Origin of the sequence: Empedobacter sp. GD03865, assembly GCF_029840775.1 — a bacterium.
In the GTDB taxonomy this organism is placed as follows: domain Bacteria; phylum Bacteroidota; class Bacteroidia; order Flavobacteriales; family Weeksellaceae; genus Empedobacter; species Empedobacter falsenii_B.
This window is the reverse complement of the sequence record NZ_JAOCDF010000001.1, coordinates 157,120-173,818: the sequence shown is the minus strand read 5'-3', so window position 1 is coordinate 173,818 and position 16,699 is coordinate 157,120. Positions and strand designations below refer to the sequence as shown.

General features: G+C 32.3%; 15 protein-coding genes. 6 read left to right on the top strand and 9 right to left on the bottom strand.

What is annotated here, in order from left to right; all coding sequences use genetic code 11:
* Positions 1–37: 37 nt before the first annotated feature.
* From N5D46_RS00865 to N5D46_RS00835, 7 genes are all read right to left on the bottom strand, one after another.
* Complete coding sequence (locus N5D46_RS00865; RefSeq protein WP_038330569.1) at positions 38–1,639, bottom strand: S8 family serine peptidase; 1,602 nt, start codon at positions 1,637–1,639, stop codon at positions 38–40.
* A 4-nt stretch (positions 1,640–1,643) separates the two neighbouring features.
* Positions 1,644–2,249: a WbqC family protein gene (locus N5D46_RS00860; protein WP_038330572.1), complete on the bottom strand. Its 606-nt coding sequence runs from the start codon at positions 2,247–2,249 to the stop codon at positions 1,644–1,646.
* 100 nt (positions 2,250–2,349) lie between these two features.
* Positions 2,350–3,912 carry a signal peptidase I gene (lepB, locus tag N5D46_RS00855; protein ID WP_038330574.1) on the bottom strand — a complete coding sequence of 521 codons (1,563 nt, stop codon included), beginning with the start codon at positions 3,910–3,912 and terminating at the stop codon, positions 2,350–2,352.
* 26 nt (positions 3,913–3,938) lie between these two features.
* Entirely contained in the window at positions 3,939–4,643 is a 705-nt protein-coding gene (gene dapB / locus N5D46_RS00850) for a 4-hydroxy-tetrahydrodipicolinate reductase (protein WP_115000386.1), read from the bottom strand.
* Positions 4,644–4,652: 9 nt separating this feature from the next.
* Positions 4,653–5,231, bottom strand: a complete 579-nt coding sequence (locus N5D46_RS00845) for a DUF5683 domain-containing protein (RefSeq protein ID WP_115000384.1) — start codon at positions 5,229–5,231, stop codon at positions 4,653–4,655.
* Positions 5,221–6,111 carry a ParB/RepB/Spo0J family partition protein gene (locus tag N5D46_RS00840; RefSeq protein ID WP_038330580.1) on the bottom strand — a complete coding sequence of 297 codons (891 nt, stop codon included), beginning with the start codon at positions 6,109–6,111 and terminating at the stop codon, positions 5,221–5,223. The genes N5D46_RS00845 and N5D46_RS00840 overlap by 11 nt, the downstream gene beginning before the upstream one ends.
* Before the next feature lie 5 nt (positions 6,112–6,116).
* Positions 6,117–6,890: an AAA family ATPase gene (locus N5D46_RS00835; protein WP_038330582.1), complete on the bottom strand. Its 774-nt coding sequence runs from the start codon at positions 6,888–6,890 to the stop codon at positions 6,117–6,119.
* Positions 6,891–7,305: 415 nt separating this feature from the next.
* On the opposite strand from N5D46_RS00835, the gene N5D46_RS00830 reads away from it, so the two are divergent.
* Together N5D46_RS00830 and N5D46_RS00825 are read left to right on the top strand one after the other, a co-directional pair.
* Positions 7,306–8,688, top strand: a complete 1,383-nt coding sequence (locus N5D46_RS00830) for a decarboxylase (RefSeq protein WP_038330584.1) — start codon at positions 7,306–7,308, stop codon at positions 8,686–8,688.
* Positions 8,689–8,719: 31 nt separating this feature from the next.
* Positions 8,720–9,694, top strand: a complete 975-nt coding sequence (locus tag N5D46_RS00825) for a deoxyhypusine synthase family protein (RefSeq protein WP_038330586.1) — start codon at positions 8,720–8,722, stop codon at positions 9,692–9,694.
* 71 nt (positions 9,695–9,765) lie between these two features.
* On the opposite strand, the gene N5D46_RS00820 is transcribed toward N5D46_RS00825, so the two are convergent.
* Together N5D46_RS00820 and N5D46_RS00815 are read right to left on the bottom strand one after the other, a co-directional pair.
* Complete coding sequence (locus N5D46_RS00820) at positions 9,766–10,212, bottom strand: KTSC domain-containing protein (protein WP_038330588.1); 447 nt, start codon at positions 10,210–10,212, stop codon at positions 9,766–9,768.
* A gap of 56 nt (positions 10,213–10,268) precedes the next feature.
* On the bottom strand, positions 10,269–10,802 hold the full coding sequence (locus N5D46_RS00815) for a hypothetical protein (RefSeq protein WP_280048935.1): 534 nt from the start codon (positions 10,800–10,802) through the stop codon (positions 10,269–10,271).
* A gap of 192 nt (positions 10,803–10,994) precedes the next feature.
* Between N5D46_RS00815 and N5D46_RS00810 the strand changes: the two genes are divergently transcribed.
* From N5D46_RS00810 to N5D46_RS00795, 4 genes are all read left to right on the top strand, one after another.
* Positions 10,995–11,555, top strand: a complete 561-nt coding sequence (locus tag N5D46_RS00810) for a hypothetical protein (protein ID WP_280048934.1) — start codon at positions 10,995–10,997, stop codon at positions 11,553–11,555.
* A gap of 229 nt (positions 11,556–11,784) precedes the next feature.
* Positions 11,785–12,279 (top strand): hypothetical protein, encoded by a 495-nt coding sequence (locus N5D46_RS00805; protein WP_038330593.1) that lies wholly within the window; start codon positions 11,785–11,787, stop codon positions 12,277–12,279.
* Between the two features lie 7 nt (positions 12,280–12,286).
* Positions 12,287–13,528, top strand: a complete 1,242-nt coding sequence (locus tag N5D46_RS00800; RefSeq protein ID WP_280035797.1) for an efflux RND transporter periplasmic adaptor subunit — start codon at positions 12,287–12,289, stop codon at positions 13,526–13,528.
* A gap of 13 nt (positions 13,529–13,541) precedes the next feature.
* Positions 13,542–16,697 carry an efflux RND transporter permease subunit gene (locus N5D46_RS00795; protein ID WP_280048933.1) on the top strand — a complete coding sequence of 1,052 codons (3,156 nt, stop codon included), beginning with the start codon at positions 13,542–13,544 and terminating at the stop codon, positions 16,695–16,697.
* Positions 16,698–16,699 lie beyond the last annotated feature (2 nt).

Genomic DNA, 16,699 nt, shown 5'->3' with positions numbered 1-16,699 from the left:
TTTGAAGCCTTTTTATAATGTTGTGTTAAATTTAAAATTATTTCAATTTACGTTGTTTGTAAATTTCTTCAGCTTTTTGTACAGCTTTGTAAGAATCTACAACACCTCCAGCAACAGAAATCTCTTTTAATTGCTCATTTTTATTAACTGTTTCCATTAAGATATTACGAATATCTTCTGCAGTTAATTTTGGATAATGTGACCAAACCAATGCTGCAACACCAGCAACAGCAGGTGAAGCCATAGAAGTTCCGTTTAAGAAACGATATTGATCAACCCCTGGATATGTTGCATAAATCTCTTGTCCTGGTCCAAAAACATCTACCGATTTTTTACCATAGTTAGAGAAACGAGCTTTTAAAGCATTTGGATCTTTAGTAGAAGCACCAACCGTAAGAACAGATTTAGAAACAACATTTCCATTTCTGAAATTAGTTGGATAATGTACATGAACATCAATATCTTCGTTGCTATTTCCAGCCGCTTTAACGATTAAAACACCTTTATCAGAAGCATATTTGAACGCATCCCAAACTAAATCTGCATCAGGAGAATAAGGTTTTCCGAAAGACATATTCAAGATTTTTGCTCCATTGTCAACTGCGTAGTAAATTGCATTTGCAACATCTTTATCGCGTTCGTCTCCATTTGGAACTGTACGAACCGACATAATTTTTACATTATTTCCTCCAGTCGTTCCTTCAGAACCGATATTATTTCCTCTTACAGCACCGATAATTCCAGCAACGTGAGTTCCGTGAGAAGACTCAGGTCCGTTAGAATCTCCGTTTCCATAAAAACGCTCTTTCTTATCATTTGGATTGTCAACATCTTTACGATCAACCAAATCTAAATTTAAGTGAGAAGATAAAGCATCTCCCTTCGCAGCACGACGAGCAGCTCCTAAATAGGTATTCGAAACTTCTTTCATCGTTTTCCCAACCCATTGCTCTTCTTTCAATTCACCAAAAATCCATAAAGCTTCTAAGATTTGAGAATCTGTTGGTTGGTAATTTTTTAAAATATCTTTAGTTAATTTAGTATCTCCAAATTCAAGAACCATTTTATTTACACCACCTTCAACTGCATTCAATTTAGATTGAGCAACTTGTTGGTTATATTTTGCTTTTCCTACAGCGCTTAAATATTCTTTTTCAATTTTTTGAAATTCAGCATATTCAGTAGGATTTTTTACAATAGCTTCATGATTTTTCTTTTGATCGAAAGTTGCGTATTTAGATGATAAAGCTTTGTAAACACGTGTTAATTCAGTGGTATCATCATTGTAATTGATTCCTTTTGCTGTTCCTAAAAAAGACCATCCATGTACGTCATCAATGTAACCATTTTTGTCATCATCGATTCCGTTTCCTGGAATTTCTTTTGGATTTGACCACATATTTGCTTTCAAATCTTCGTGGAAATTTTCAACACCACTGTCTAAAACTCCTACAATAATTGTATTAGCTTTTCTTTTGTTGTCTTTTAAGAATTGTAAAGCTTGATCAGTATTTACACCATAAACACCTGTTTGTTCTACACCTGCATGATACCATTTTTCTTTTGGTACCTCTGTTGTTTGTGCTTGAGCAAACCCTAATGTAAAGGCAAATCCTAAAGCAATAAATAATTTTCTCATGTTGTTATTTTATTAAGTTTTTTAAATATACTGCGGCACTTGGTCCTTCGCTAAAAAGTAAATCTAAGATACTCAAACCTTCTATAAACTCAAATTTATCATCAAAAACTTGTGCATATTCTGGTAAGTTATATTGAGGTGCTTTTTTAGCAGAAAATTGATTTCTGAAATCATTTTCAGGATTCAGATCTTGATAGGTTTCAGTTTTAGAAATATCCAAATCTAAGCTTAATTTCTTGTTGATGAAATCAATTGTTTTTAGATTAAAATCTAAAAGAAATTTCTCTTTTTGTTCTAAAATTGGAATAATTTCATCTTCATAATATTCAAAATATGGAGAACTTTGATAAGCTGATTTTAACGATTTGATGTGTTCTTTTTGCCAATCATATTCATAAGAAGGTTGCAAATCTTTGAACAAACGTGTTCCGTTGTGTAAAATTGGAATATTCAACATTAATTTACCATTTGCGCCCAAAATATACATGCGGTTACGGTAAGTTTGCTTTTGAAAATTTTCTTGAACTTCGATATCCAAAGTTTGGCTTTTTACCATTTCTGCATAGTAATCAATCGGTCCAAAATAAAAAGCTGCAAACGTATTTTTCATTCTATTATTTTATATGGAAATGTGCATTACAAGTAGCTTATAATGCACATTTATAGTGTTGTTAATTTTATAATTTAGAGGATTTTAATCACTCTTTTTATTAATATTTGTTCTTCTTTTTCTCTTTACGAGCTTTTACAATATCATATCCAATCCAACCAATTAAGGCAATTAGAACATAAATTCCGTAAGAAGTTTTGTCAGGATTATCATTATTAATTGATGTAAAGAAACGATTCCAAATAAATTTCTTAGGAGCAGCAGGCTCGAACATTCCGTTCATATTTGCCCAAATCATAATTGGACGACCAATAATATGATCTTCTCCAACATAACCAAAGAAACGTGCATCTAATGATTGATTTCTGTTATCACCAACCATAAAATAGTAATTTTGTTTGATTTCGTATTTATTTGTTTTTTGATCATTGATAAATACATCAAACTTACCGTTTGTAGAATCAACTCTTAATGTATTGTTTTCATAGCGACGAATAATGTTAATATATTGCGCTAAAGTCTCTTTGTTAACATCAACTACATCACCTTTTTTCGGAATGTATAAAGGTCCGTATTGATCAGGATTCCAGTTTTTGTTTACTGGAAAAATAGTGTTTGTACTATCAATTTTTCCATTTACAATATGTTCCGTTTTTTCACCTACAGGTTGTAAAATAGGTTCAACAGAAACTACATTTGCATTAGATTTCATTGCTGTAACATGAGCATCAGTCAAAGCTGCAAATTGATAAATAAATGTTCCGTCACCTTGTTTTGCAGCATTATAATCTGTACTTATGATTCCGAAATTATCGTATAATAATTTATCACTGAAAGGAGTTTTTACAACAACTGTATAAGCATGCTGAACTTGTGCATCTTTTTTCGGAATGAATTTTTTATCGTTTACATATAAAACTCCATTACGAATCTGTACAGTTTCTCCTGGTAAACCAACTAAACGTTTTACATAAGCATCTTTACGATCGATCGCATTGTAAATAGAATCTGTAGGATAGTTGAAGACAACAATATCATTCGATTTTAAATCTCTCCAACCTGGAATACGCATATAAGGTAGGCGAGCTTTGTCGATAAAACCATCTCGGTAAATAAATTCTGAGAATGGAATTCCGATTGGTGTCATAGGAACACGCGCTCCATGACTTACTTTTTCTACAAATAAAGCATCACCAATTTTGATTGTATTTTCCATCGATCCTGTTGGAACAATCATTGGTTGAATAAACCAGTTATGAACCAAAGTTGCTAAAACAAGGGCAAAAATTAAGGAAGAAACAAATGTTGGTTTGCGTTTTTCTGGACCTAAATATTTTGGATTATCAGAATAATTAACCGCAAAAATGTATAAACCTAAAGTCAAAACCATAATGACTTTGTCTTTTGTTTCAATTTTTCCGTAAGAATCTCCTAAATCAACAAAGAATACTAACCAAAAAATAGGACCAACAATTGGCAAATAAAATAGAATAATCCACCATTTTGGACGATGGATAATTTCTAAACCTTTCCAGATATTTAGAAAAGGAATATAAGCTTGAATTGCTTGCTTTCCAGCATTTTTATATAATTTCCAAGTTGCAGCTCCAAAGATTATATTGGCAATAATAAAACCAATTAACCAGTAAATTAGTACATGCATAAGTTTTTGATATTTAGTATTTTAATTTAGTTCAGTTCAAGTACATCTTTCATTGTGAAAACACCTTGTTTATTCCAAATCCATTCCGCAGCAATCACGGCACCTAAGGCAAAACCTTTGCGAGAATGCGCCGTATGAGAAATCTCAATAGTATCTACATCAGAGTTATATTGTACGATATGTGTTCCGGGAACATCCTCGATTCTTTTTGCTTCAACTGGAATAATGTCTTTTGCTTTTTCGTCCATCGACCAAGAATTATATGTTGAATTGTCAATAATTCCTTCTGCAATTGTAATCGCTGTTCCAGAAGGTGCATCAAGCTTTTGTGTATGATGAATTTCTTCTAGATTAATTTGGTATTCGTTACGATATTTATTCATCATTCGAGCTAAAATAGAATTTAATTCGAAGAATAAATTAACGCCCAAACTAAAGTTAGAAGCATATAAAAAAGCGGTGTTATTTGAAATTGCTAAATGATTAATTTCTTCTTGTTTATCTAACCATCCTGTTGTTCCACAAATTGTTGCGATTTTATTTTCAAGTAATACTTTAAGGTTGTCGTAAGCGAATTCTGGTCTCGAAAATTCTATTGCAACTTCAACATTATTTAATTCTTCCGCAAGTGGAGTACGAGATATTTTAAGTACAACTTCGTGTCCGCGTTGAATTAAAATTTCTTCAATGGCTTTTCCCATTTTTCCGTATCCTATTAATGCAATTTTCATCTGTAATTTCTAAAATTTTAAGTTAAATGCCAATCCTAAAACTGGCTCTAATGTCATTTCATCTTGAATGACTGTTGGTTTGAATGACATTTCTGTGTCATTACGAACTGTGAATAAATGCGCATCAACAGTAGCATCTACAATATTTAATAAATAAGCTAATGCAGTTAAAGCGACACTATAATCGCGTTTGCGTTTGTAATCATCTTGAATAACTGCCAATTGCTCCGCAGATAAAATTCCTGTGAATTCGTTTGGTGTTCCTTCTCTTACCGCAATATAAGCTTTTCGGTATTTTTTGTACAAATTATTGTAATAAATCGTGAAACCTGTTCCTGTACCTACTAAACCAAGCGCAATAGGTGCTTTTAACCATTTTTTGTTATACAATTGTCCAGCACCAGGTAAAATAGCCGAATACAAAGAGGCTCTAATTGGACTTTTCTCCATTAATGCTTCTTTAGTTACGCTCATTGTATCGTTTACAATAGCATTATTTTCGACAACGACTAAAGAGTCCGTTTTAACTTGACCGAAAGCAAACGTCGAAGAGATCGTTAATCCAAGTAAGAATGCTTTAATTTTCATTTAAAAATTTTCTTAATCGTTCAAACTCATCATCAGAAGTAAAATTCAAAATTATTTTACCTTTTCCATTATTTGCACGTTTTATTTCAACTTTCGTATTCAATGAATTTGAAATAGAACTTAATGCTTCTTTGTACTGAGAAGGTAATTCATTTGTTGCTTTTTTCTCAGGTTTACCTTCTTTTATCGATTTGATTAAACGTTCTGTATCGCGAACAGATAAATTGTTTTTGACAATTTTTTCGTAAATATCAAATTGTAAATCAGTATCATCAATAGCCATCAAAGCGCGACCGTGTCCCATTGAAATCATTCCGTCACGAATTCCTGTTTGGATAATTGGGTCTAATTTTAATAAACGCAAATAATTGGTAATAGACGTTCTGTCTTTCCCAACACGTTTACTTAATTCTTCTTGTGTTAACTTGATTTCATCAATCAATTGTTGGTAAGAAAGCGCAATCTCGATCGCATCTAAATCTTGACGCTGAATATTTTCGACCAATGCCATTTCCAGCATTTCTTGGTCATTTGCTAAACGTACATAAGCTGGAATTGTTTTTTTACCAGCTAATTGTGAAGCGCGAAAACGTCTTTCACCAGAAATCAATTCATATTCACCAGTTGGTTTTTTACGAATCGTAATCGGTTGAATAACGCCTAATGTTTGAATAGACGAAACCAATTCCTCTAAAGCTTTTTTATCGAAATTAGTTCGTGGCTGCCAAGGATTCGCGGTGATTTTTTCTAAATCTATTTCCAAAATGTTTCCAACCAATTTCTTTGCACCTTCATCTTGTGCTGTTTTTACAGTTGGTTCATCCTTTAATAGAGCAGATAATCCACGTCCTAAGCGATTATTTTTGTTTGGCTTTGCCATTTTATTTAAACTGTATCGTTGTTGTTAATTAAAAATTCACGCGCTAAATTTAAGTAATTTTCTGCACCTTTACTTGCTGCGTCGTACTGAATAATTGTTTCGCCAAAACTTGGTGCTTCTGACAAACGTACATTTCGAGTAATAATTGTTTTGAAAACCATTTGCGGAAAATGATTGTTCACTTCGTCTAATACTTGATTAGAAAGGCGTAAACGCGAATCATACATCGTCAACAATAAACCTTCAATATCCAGTTCTTTGTTGTGATGTTGTTGAATTCCTTTTATCGTATTTAATAATTTTCCTAAACCTTCTAATGCAAAATATTCGCACTGAATAGGAATAATCACAGAATCTGCAGCTGTAAGCGCATTCAAAGTAATTAAACCAAGTGAAGGCGCGCAATCTATAATAATATAATCATATTGATCTTTGATTTCTGATAGCGCGTTTTTTAACATGTATTCGCGGTTCTCGTAATCTACAATCTCAATCTCGGCAGCAACTAAATCTAAATGAGCAGGCATCAAGTCTAGGTTTGGCGATTCTGATTGTAAAATAGCTTTGCTCGCAAGCACTTCATTTTCCAATACTTCATAGGTTCCAGCTTCGATTTCATCCAAATCAAAACCCAAACCAGATGTTGCATTTGCTTGCGGATCTGCGTCAATTAATAAAACTTTTTTCTCTAAAACACCTAATGAAGCGGCAAGGTTTAACGAAGTTGTCGTTTTACCAACACCACCTTTTTGGTTAGCAATAGCAATAATTTTACCCATAATTTACGTTCAAAACGATTTCAAAAATACAATATTTAACCTTGCTAAACCTTAAAGAAAAAATAAATTTTTGAATAATTGTTGAATATTTGTTTTACATCATAAAACATCAGTTCTGTAAAGCTAAATTTTAATATTATTTTATCTTTTTAACAGAATTAAAAAACTTATATTTGCGACAAGTATTTTTATAATTTTTTTAATAAAAAAAGTTGATGAGTTTTAACCTTTTATTCGAAAGCGTTGAGAATAGAAAGAGCTTTAACGCAGTAGTTTTAATGAATAGAAACGAATTTAAGAATTATTCTTTCCCCTTATTGCTTCGCAATGTATATTATGCGATACGTCTGTAATACCCTAATTTTTTTGCAAAATTTTTAGAATTATTAAACACACGTAACATTTATAAAGCATAATGAAAACTAAATACATAGATTTAATCACGCAATCATTTGACTTTCCACAAGATGAATTTGAATTAGATGGAGAGTACTTAAAATTTAATGGAATTGACCTAAAAGCTTTGGTCGAAGAACATGGAACACCATTAAAATTCACATATTTGCCTAAAATTTCGCAAAACATTCAGAAAGCGAAAGGTTGGTTCGAAAAAGCGCGTGAAGAGTTAAACTATGAGGGAACTTACAATTATTGTTATTGTACAAAAAGTTCTCACTTTCGTCACATTTTAGGTGAAGCATTAAAAAACGATATTCACATTGAGACATCTTCTGCATTTGACATTAATATTGTCGAAAATTTGATTGGAGAAGGTTTGATTACAGACGATCAGTATGTTGTTTGTAACGGTTTCAAGCGTGAGGAATATGTAGAAAATATTGCTCGTTTGGTAAATAGCGGACATCGTAAAACAATCACAGTGATTGATAATTACGAAGAAGTTGATTTGTTTTCAGAAGCAATTGAAGGTGATTTTGAAATCGGAATTCGTATTGCATCTGAAGAAGAGCCAAAATTTGAGTTTTATACCTCTCGTTTAGGAATTGGGTACAAGGATATTGTACCGTTTTATCAAACAATGGTAAAACCAAATGAACGCATTAAACTGAAAATGCTTCATTTCTTTATCAATACAGGAATTAAAGACAATTCATATTATTGGAATGAGTTGACAAAATGTTTGAGAGTTTATGTAAACCTTAAAAAAGTTTGTCCAGAATTAGATAGTTTGAATATTGGTGGTGGATTCCCAATCAAAAATTCGTTGAATTTCGAATATGATTACGAATACATGGCGAAAGAAATCTTGTTGCAAATTAAAATGATTTGTGATGAAGAAGGAATTGCTGTTCCAAATATTTTTACAGAATTTGGTTCGTTTACAGTTGGAGAAAGTGGAGGAGTAGTCTACAAAATTCTTTATCAAAAGAAACAAAATGATAAAGAGTATTGGGATATGATCGATTCTTCTTTTATGACAACTTTGCCAGATGCTTGGGCAATTTCGAAACGATTTGTAATGTTGCCAATTAACCGTTGGTACGATAAGTATGAACGTGTATTATTAGGAGGTTTAACATGTGATTCTGATGATTATTATAACTCAGAACAGCATGTAAATGCCATTTATCTTCCGAAATATGATCAAGCAAAACCATTGTATATCGGTTTCTTTAATACAGGAGCTTACCAAGATAATATTAGTGGTTTTGGTGGAATTAATCACTGTTTAATTCCTCAGCCCAAATATATTTTGATTGACGAAAATTATGAAGCAAAAGTATATTCAGAAGAACAAACGCATCAAGATGTGTTGAATACTTTGGGATACAAATAATTGAATTTTAAATAAATAAAATACAAATAAAATGAGTAAAGGACCAATCAGTCAGTTTATAGAACATAACTATAGACACTTTAATGCAGCTGCTTTAGTTGACGCTGCAAAAGGATATGAGCAACACTTGTTAGAAGGTGGTAAAATGTTAATTTCTTTGGGTGGAGCAATGTCTACTGCTGAATTAGGAATTTCATTAGCTGAAATGATTCGCCAAGATAAAGTGCACATCATTTCTTGTACAGGAGCAAATTTAGAAGAAGACGTAATGAATTTAGTTGCGCATTCACACTATAAAAGAATTCCAAATTACCGTGATTTAACGCCAGAGGAAGAGCGCGAATTGTTAGATACGCACTTCAATCGTGTTACAGATACTTGTATTCCAGAAGAGGAGGCTTTTCGTCGTTTACAAGAGCATTTAGAGAATGTTTGGCATGCTGCTGAAGAAAAAGGTGAGCGTTATTTACCACACGAATTTTTATATCAAGTTGTAAATTCTGGAGTTTTAGAGCAATACTACGAAATTGATCCGAAAGATTCTTGGATTGTTGCTGCAGCTGAGAAAAATTTACCTATCGTTTGTCCAGGTTGGGAAGACTCTACAACAGGAAACATTTTTGCGTCTAACGTAATCAAAGGTAATTTAAAAGCGTCTACAGTAAAATCTGGAATTGAATACATGATTTACTTAACAGAGTGGTATCGTGCTAATTCTGATGGTAAAGGTGTAGGTTTCTTCCAAATTGCTGGTGGTATCTCTGGAGATTTCCCAATTTGTGTTGTTCCAATGATGTACCAAGATTTAGAGTGGACAGATGTTCCTTTCTGGGCATATTTCTGTCAAATTTCTGATTCTACAACATCTTACGGATCTTATTCTGGAGCAGTTCCAAATGAGAAAATTACATGGGGTAAATTAGATGTTGATACGCCAAAATATATGATAGAATCTGATGCGACAATCGTAGCGCCATTGATTTTCAACTATATTTTAGGAAACTAATCAATAGAATATTAAGCATAAAAAAAACCACTTCAATTGAAGTGGTTTTTGGTTTTATATTGTTCAGATAATTAATCTTTCATTGCTTCACCAGCTTTTCTATGTGTAAATTTTCCATAGATATGTCTTCTAGCAAAACGGCTTGGAGAGTCAGAATTTACCATTTTGATGTACGTGTTTTTAGGAACACCAAAATACTCGTAATGATTTCCATCTAAATGTTCTACTTTCAAAATTTGTTCATCCATATAAAAATCATGAATGTTAGATTTTGCAGTTGTAATCGTATATTCTTCTTTGTTTTTTTCGTGCGTTTCAGGATTAATACTTACTAAAAAGTGGTATGCTTCGATCACAACTTTACTTTTTTCTTCAGCTTCTATTTTACCTGCTTCGTCGTTGATAAATTTATCAGGATGCGCATCTTTCATCGTATTTCTGTAAATTGTTTTCAACTCTTTTAGAGTTACATTTTTATCAACTCCAAGTAATTTTCTGTGTTCTACAACGCTTTTCATAATTATAATCCTTTTTTCGGAGTGCAAAAGTACGGATTATAAATCACGAAATGCGCTTAATATCCATAAGTTTCGTTAAGGTTATGATAAATAATTTTCTTTTTGTTGAGAATTTGATATTCAATTCCAATACTATCCTTGTTTATAGAAATCAGTTTAGCTTGCTGAATAGGTTCGTTTTCGTATTCATATAGCTTTGGATCATCAGAATTAATATTTAATGTTTCAGAAACAATATCACTATAATCTGGTCTCGCGATATTGTTTGATTTTTCTAAAATAGGAAATTTAGATTCAGAATTATAGATATAAGCACGTTTCATTGCCATAACTTTTTTCGTAACTACTATTTTATATTCATCGTTTACTTTAATGGTTTGAATTGTATTCATATTGAATAAAAAACTAACGATAGATAGAAACGGAATTGCCATTGGTAAAATGCTCAATCCAACTAAAGCAAAAAGTAAAAAACCATAAATTTTGATATAGATAATTTTCCAAAATTTAATAACGATGTAAAAGGTGAAGATAATCGAAGTCCAAGCAAGAATATGATAGGTATATTCTCCTTTTAAATTCAAACCCATAAGGTTTAAACTCAATAAAAATAAAATGAGAACAACTGAAGAAATGATGTAGATTTTGAGTGATTTTGGCATTTAGGTTATGATTTATTTTTTCGAATATACATTATTTATATGATTTAATCGTTTTGTGTTAAATGAATTATCTCGAATATTTTTGTAATTTTAAACAAGCTAACAACAAACAAAATAAGTATGAAATTGAAAGACGTTCCTGAATTGAAAAATTCTATTTTAGATCTTCCTTCAAAAGAAAAAGATAAACTTCTTTTGCGTCTTATCAATAAAGATGAAACTTTAGTAGAACATTTGCATTTTCAATTATTAGAGAATGAAAATGATTTGCAAGATCGTGTAAAAAATATTTATGAAAAGATTGATTTGCAGTTTAAAAAGTCTCATCACTTAATTAATCAGATTAATATAAATAGAAGTCATCGTCAATTGTTGTTGACGTTAAAAACATTGAGTGGAATTGTGAATTATCATGTTCAAATTACGAAAGATAAAGTGTCAGAATTTGAATTGAGAAAATATATCATTCAAGAATCTTTTAGTCGTTATCCTTATCTTTTTGAAACTTATACAACAGGAGATAATGCAGAAAAATTATACAATTATCAACACGGGAGATTGAAATTGATTTTTTCTATTTTTAATAAATTTCATGAAGATTTAAAATTTGATTACCAGAACGATATTGATGAAATTAATACTTTTTTAAGAAAAACTCCTATAAATTTTAAACTTCAATAGTTCTTTTAAACAAAAGGTTGCTTATCTAATATTGTATAAAATAATAATTAAATTTACTATAATTGACTTATTATTAATTGGTTTGGTCTATTTTTTGTTAGTCTTAAAAATAGTGGATTAACAAATTATTAATTTAATTTATTGTTAAATAACGAAAAAAGTATAGTTAGTTCTGTGTAAACCGAACTAACTATTTTATATTTGCATGGTTTTGTAGATTATACACATTATGAATATAAAAAATCAAGCATGTAATTCGGATCTTTTTTGCAGCTTTAGTGCTTTTTTGGAGAGAACTTACAGTTTTCCTCCATTGACAGCTAAGTTGCAAGCATACATGATTTTAGAGTCTGATGAGGAAGGATTCACGTTTGAAGAGCTTCTTGAGATTTTTAATGTTAGTAAAAGTTCCTTATCAAACTCTATTAACTACTTACTATCGATGAAACACATCGAGTACATAAATAAAATTAACTCTAGAAAAAGATATTTTAGATTAAATTTTAATTATTTGACAGAGAAATTAGATTTTTTGTTTGAAATGATTTCTCAAGATATAGGTTATACAAATCGAATAAAAGAACATAAACTAGCGAATAATACGCTTTCTAAAAATGTTGAAAATAGAGTAGTTGATATCTATTTGGAACATCTTAATCAAACAAAAGTGATATTAGACGAAACAATACAAAAAATAAATAAAATTCAACTAGAAAATAAGTAAAAGTAATATGAAAAACGTTAACGTTATAATGGTTGGTGCTTTGGCAATAGCTTTGAGTTCTTGTGGAAAGAAAGACAATGCTGCTGCTCAACAAGCACAAGGTCCAACACCTTATCCGGTAGTTGATGTGCCTACGAAAGTGGTGACGAGTTATGATGAATACCCTGCAAATATTCAAGGTATCGTAAATAATGATGTTCGTGCAAAAATCCAAGGATACATTACAGAAGTTTATGTTGATGAAGGCCAATATGTACAAGCTGGTCAGCCTTTGTTCAAATTAGAAACAAATGTTTTAACTCAAAATGCGGATGCTTTAAAATCTGGTGTTGGTGCTGCGCAAGCTAATGTAAAAGCGGCTCAGGCTAATGTAAGTGCAGCGCAGGCGGCAGTGCAAGCAGCTCAAGTAGAGGTGAACAAATTAACTCCTTTAGTACAAAAAAACATTATTAGTAATGTACAATTAGAAACTGCAAAAGCTAATCTAGCAAAAGCGCAAGCGAGTTATAATCAAGCTGTAGCTGCTAAGTCTCAAGCGCAGGCTGGTGTTACTCAAGCGCAAGCAAGTTACAAAGGAGCTCAAGCAAATGTTGACTATTCTGTTGTAAGAGCACCTATTAGTGGAGTAGTTGGTTCTATTAATTCTCGTCAAGGGACATTAGTTGGTCCTACGGATCAAGTTCCAATTACTACAGTTTCAAATACAAGTAGAGTATATGCTTATTTCTCAATGAATGAGAGAGATTATTTAAATTTTATTTCAAAAACTGAAGGAACAACTTTAAAAGATAAATTAAACAAAATTCCAGCAGTAGAATTAGTATTAGCTAATGGAGATGTTTATCCTGAAAAAGGTAAAATACAAACTGTAACTGGTCAAATTAATCCAACAACAGGTACAATTGATTTCCGTGTAACGTTCAATAATGAAGCTAAGCTTTTGGCAAATGGTAACTCAGGACGTATTCGTGTTCCAAAAACTTATGTTGATGTATTGGTTGTGCCAGAGGCTGCAACATTTGAACAACAAGGTATGACTTATGTTTACAAAGTAACAAAAGATACAGCTTACGCAACTCCAATTACTGTTGTAGAAAGAGCTAACAATATGGCAGTTGTAAAAGACGGAGTGAAAAAAGGTGATAAAGTTGTAGCACAAGGTGTAGGTAAATTACGTGATAAAACAGCTGTTAAACCAACTCCAGCAAACTTTGATCAAATCGTAGAATCGACAAAAACGGTATTCTAAATTGTAAATAGATATGTTAAAAAAGTTTATTGAAAGACCCGTACTATCTACGGTAATTTCTATCCTTATATTGATATTGGGTATACTGGGGCTTATATCGCTTCCGGTAACACAATATCCAGATATTGCACCCTCTACTGTAAAAATTTCAGCTTCGTATCCCGGAGCGAATGCAAAGACAGTAATGGAGTCTGTAATTATTCCGATAGAGGAACAGGTGAACGGGGTTGAAGGAATGGATTATATTTCTTCTACTGCCTCTAATAACGGTTCTGCTTCTATCGATGTTGTATTTAAACCAGGTGTAGATGGAGATATCGCACAGGTAAACGTACAAAACCGTGTGGCACGTGCTACACCATTATTACCTTCGGAGGTAACTCGTTCTGGGGTTGTGACACAAAAACAACAGACATCAGCATTGATGTATGCTTCGTTTAGTTCAACAAACCCTAAATATGATGAGATTTATCTTCAGAATTATTTGAACATCAACATTATTCCAGCCTTAAAACGTGTAAACGGTGTAGGGGATGCAACTGTATTTGGTGCGATGACTTATTCTATGCGTATTTGGTTAGATCCTTCTCGTATGGCAAGTTATGGTTTAGTTCCTTCTGAAGTTTCTGCAGCTTTATCACAAGAATCTTTAGAGGCTGCAGCTGGAGCTTTAGGGCAAAATGCTGGACAATCTTTTGAGTATGCAATTACATATTCTGGACGTTATAAAACAGAAGATCAATATCGTAATATTGTTATTAAATCTTTACCAAACGGACAGGTTCTTAGATTAAAAGATGTAGCGAATGTAGAATTTGGTGCTCAATCTTATGCAGGACGTTCTGCAATGGATGGAGATCCTTCTGCTGTATTTGCTGTTTATCAAACGCCAGGATCTAATGCACAAGAAATTATTGTAAACTTAAGAGCTGAGTTAGAAAAAGCTTCTAAATTATTACCAGAAGGAGTTTCTTACACTATCTTAATGGATACAAATACATTCTTAGATGCGTCTATTTCTAAAGTTGTTCACACAATGATAGAGGCGTTTATCTTAGTATTTATTGTTGTATATATTTTCTTACAAGATCTCCGTTCTACATTAGTACCATTGATTGCGGTACCAGTGTCTATTATTGGTACATTCTTTTTCCTTAATTTGGCAGGATTCTCGTTAAACTTATTAACGTTATTTGCCTTAGTACTCGCCATTGGTATTGTGGTGGATGATGCCATTGTTGTTGTGGAAGCCGTGCATGCTCGAATGGAGTCTCATCACGAAGCTCCTATGGATGCAACGAAAAATGCGATGGATGAAATTTCTGGAGCGATTATCTCAATTACATTAGTAATGTGTGCGGTGTTCGTACCAGTAACATTTATCTCAGGACCTACCGGAGTATTCTACAAACAATTTGGTATTACTTTAATTGTTGCCATTTTAATTTCGGCATTAAATGCCTTGACATTATCTCCAGCATTGTGTGCTTTATTCTTAAAACCACATCAAGAAGGAGAGCAAAAACGTAACTTTATTCAACGATTCTTTGATGCTTTCAATGCTTCATTTGATCGTATGACACATAAATATGGTAATTCATTCAAATTTTTAATTAAACACAAATGGATTTCATTCTTATTAATTATTCTTAGTGGAGTAGGAATTTGGGGTATTGGAAAAATGATGCCAACAGGTTTCGTACCAACTGAAGATAACGGATTTATTATTGGTAATATCGAATTACCAGCGGGTGCTTCTATGGACCGTGTGTATGAAGTTGAAAAAGAATTCCAGAAAAAAATTGAAAAAATTCCTGGATTAGATAAAGCAACAATTATCTCAGGTAACTCTATTATTTCTGGAGCTGGTTCTAACTATGGTATGATGTTCATTAAATTGAAACCATTCGAAGAACGTACAACAGATGCTTTATCAGTACAATCAATCATTGGACAATTATTTGGTGCTGCAGCACAAATTCCTGATGCTCAAATGATTTTCTTCCAACCACCATCAATTCCAGGTTTTAGTATGTCTTCTGGTTTCGAATTGAAATTATTAGATAAAACAGGTGGAGATATTGCTGATTTTGATAAAGTTGCTAAGGAATATATTGGTGCTTTAATGCAACGTCCAGAAATTATGTATGCTCAAACTTCTTTAAATACAGGTTTCCCTCAATACGAAATCGATGTTAATATTGAAAGAGCAAAACAATCTGGTGTTTCAGTAAGTTCTATTTTCTCAACTTTACAAGGATATATTGGAGGATTATATGCAGCTGACTTTACACGTTTTGGTAAACAATACCGTGTGTACATTCAAGCTTCGCCAGATGATCGTATCAATGAAACAAGTTTAAATAAAATGTTCGTGAAAACGGATGCAGGTTCAATGACACCAGTTTCACAATTTGTGACTTTAAAACGTGTATATGGTCCTAACTCTGTTAACCGTTTCAACTTATTTACATCAGCTAATATTACAGGAGCTGTAAAACCAGGATTCTCTACAGGGGATGCAATTACAGCAATTAATCAAGTTTCTGAACAAACATTATCTACTTCTTACGGAACTGACTTTACAGGTCTTACTCGTGAGGAGATTAATTCAGGTTCTCAAACAGCAATGATTTTTGCTTTATGTATCGTATTCGTGTACTTTATTTTATCTGCACAATATGAATCTTATGTTTTACCATTCGCAGTATTATTATCTGTTCCTTGTGGTATGATGGGTGCATATTTATCTCAATGGTTAGCTGGATTAGAAAATAATATTTATTTCCAAATTGCCTTAATCATGTTGGTTGGTTTACTCGCCAAAAATGCCATTTTGATTGTAGAGTTTGCATTACAAAGACGTGTACACGGAATGTCAATTATTCAGGCAGCTATAGATGGAGCGAAAGCTCGTTTACGTCCAATTTTGATGACATCTTTTGCCTTCATTTTAGGATTAATGCCATTAGTATTTGCAACAGGTGTATCATCTGCTGGTAACCGTTCTGTAGCAACAGGAGCAGCATTTGGTTTATTAGTAGGTACAATTTTAGGTTTATTTGTTATTCCAGTATTGTTTGTTATTTTCCAAACATTACAAGAAAAAGTTAAACCAATTAAATTTGATCGTCCACAAGAAGAAATTGAACATAATAATTCAATCTAAAA

Excerpts from the sequence above, each read along its gene's own strand:
- N5D46_RS00865 (WP_038330569.1), bottom strand. The coding sequence starts at position 1,639 with ATGAGAAAATTATTTATTGCTTTAGGATTTGCCTTTACATTAGGGTTT.
- N5D46_RS00860 (WP_038330572.1), bottom strand. The coding sequence starts at position 2,249 with ATGAAAAATACGTTTGCAGCTTTTTATTTTGGACCGATTGATTACTAT.
- lepB (WP_038330574.1), bottom strand. The coding sequence starts at position 3,912 with ATGCATGTACTAATTTACTGGTTAATTGGTTTTATTATTGCCAATATA.
- dapB (WP_115000386.1), bottom strand. The coding sequence starts at position 4,643 with ATGAAAATTGCATTAATAGGATACGGAAAAATGGGAAAAGCCATTGAA.
- N5D46_RS00845 (WP_115000384.1), bottom strand. The coding sequence starts at position 5,231 with ATGAAAATTAAAGCATTCTTACTTGGATTAACGATCTCTTCGACGTTT.
- N5D46_RS00840 (WP_038330580.1), bottom strand. The coding sequence starts at position 6,111 with ATGGCAAAGCCAAACAAAAATAATCGCTTAGGACGTGGATTATCTGCT.
- N5D46_RS00835 (WP_038330582.1), bottom strand. The coding sequence starts at position 6,890 with ATGGGTAAAATTATTGCTATTGCTAACCAAAAAGGTGGTGTTGGTAAA.
- N5D46_RS00830 (WP_038330584.1), top strand. The coding sequence starts at position 7,306 with ATGAAAACTAAATACATAGATTTAATCACGCAATCATTTGACTTTCCA.
- N5D46_RS00825 (WP_038330586.1), top strand. The coding sequence starts at position 8,720 with ATGAGTAAAGGACCAATCAGTCAGTTTATAGAACATAACTATAGACAC.
- N5D46_RS00820 (WP_038330588.1), bottom strand. The coding sequence starts at position 10,212 with ATGAAAAGCGTTGTAGAACACAGAAAATTACTTGGAGTTGATAAAAAT.
- N5D46_RS00815 (WP_280048935.1), bottom strand. The coding sequence starts at position 10,802 with ATGGGTTTGAATTTAAAAGGAGAATATACCTATCATATTCTTGCTTGG.
- N5D46_RS00810 (WP_280048934.1), top strand. The coding sequence starts at position 10,995 with ATGAAATTGAAAGACGTTCCTGAATTGAAAAATTCTATTTTAGATCTT.
- N5D46_RS00805 (WP_038330593.1), top strand. The coding sequence starts at position 11,785 with ATGAATATAAAAAATCAAGCATGTAATTCGGATCTTTTTTGCAGCTTT.
- N5D46_RS00800 (WP_280035797.1), top strand. The coding sequence starts at position 12,287 with ATGAAAAACGTTAACGTTATAATGGTTGGTGCTTTGGCAATAGCTTTG.
- N5D46_RS00795 (WP_280048933.1), top strand. The coding sequence starts at position 13,542 with ATGTTAAAAAAGTTTATTGAAAGACCCGTACTATCTACGGTAATTTCT.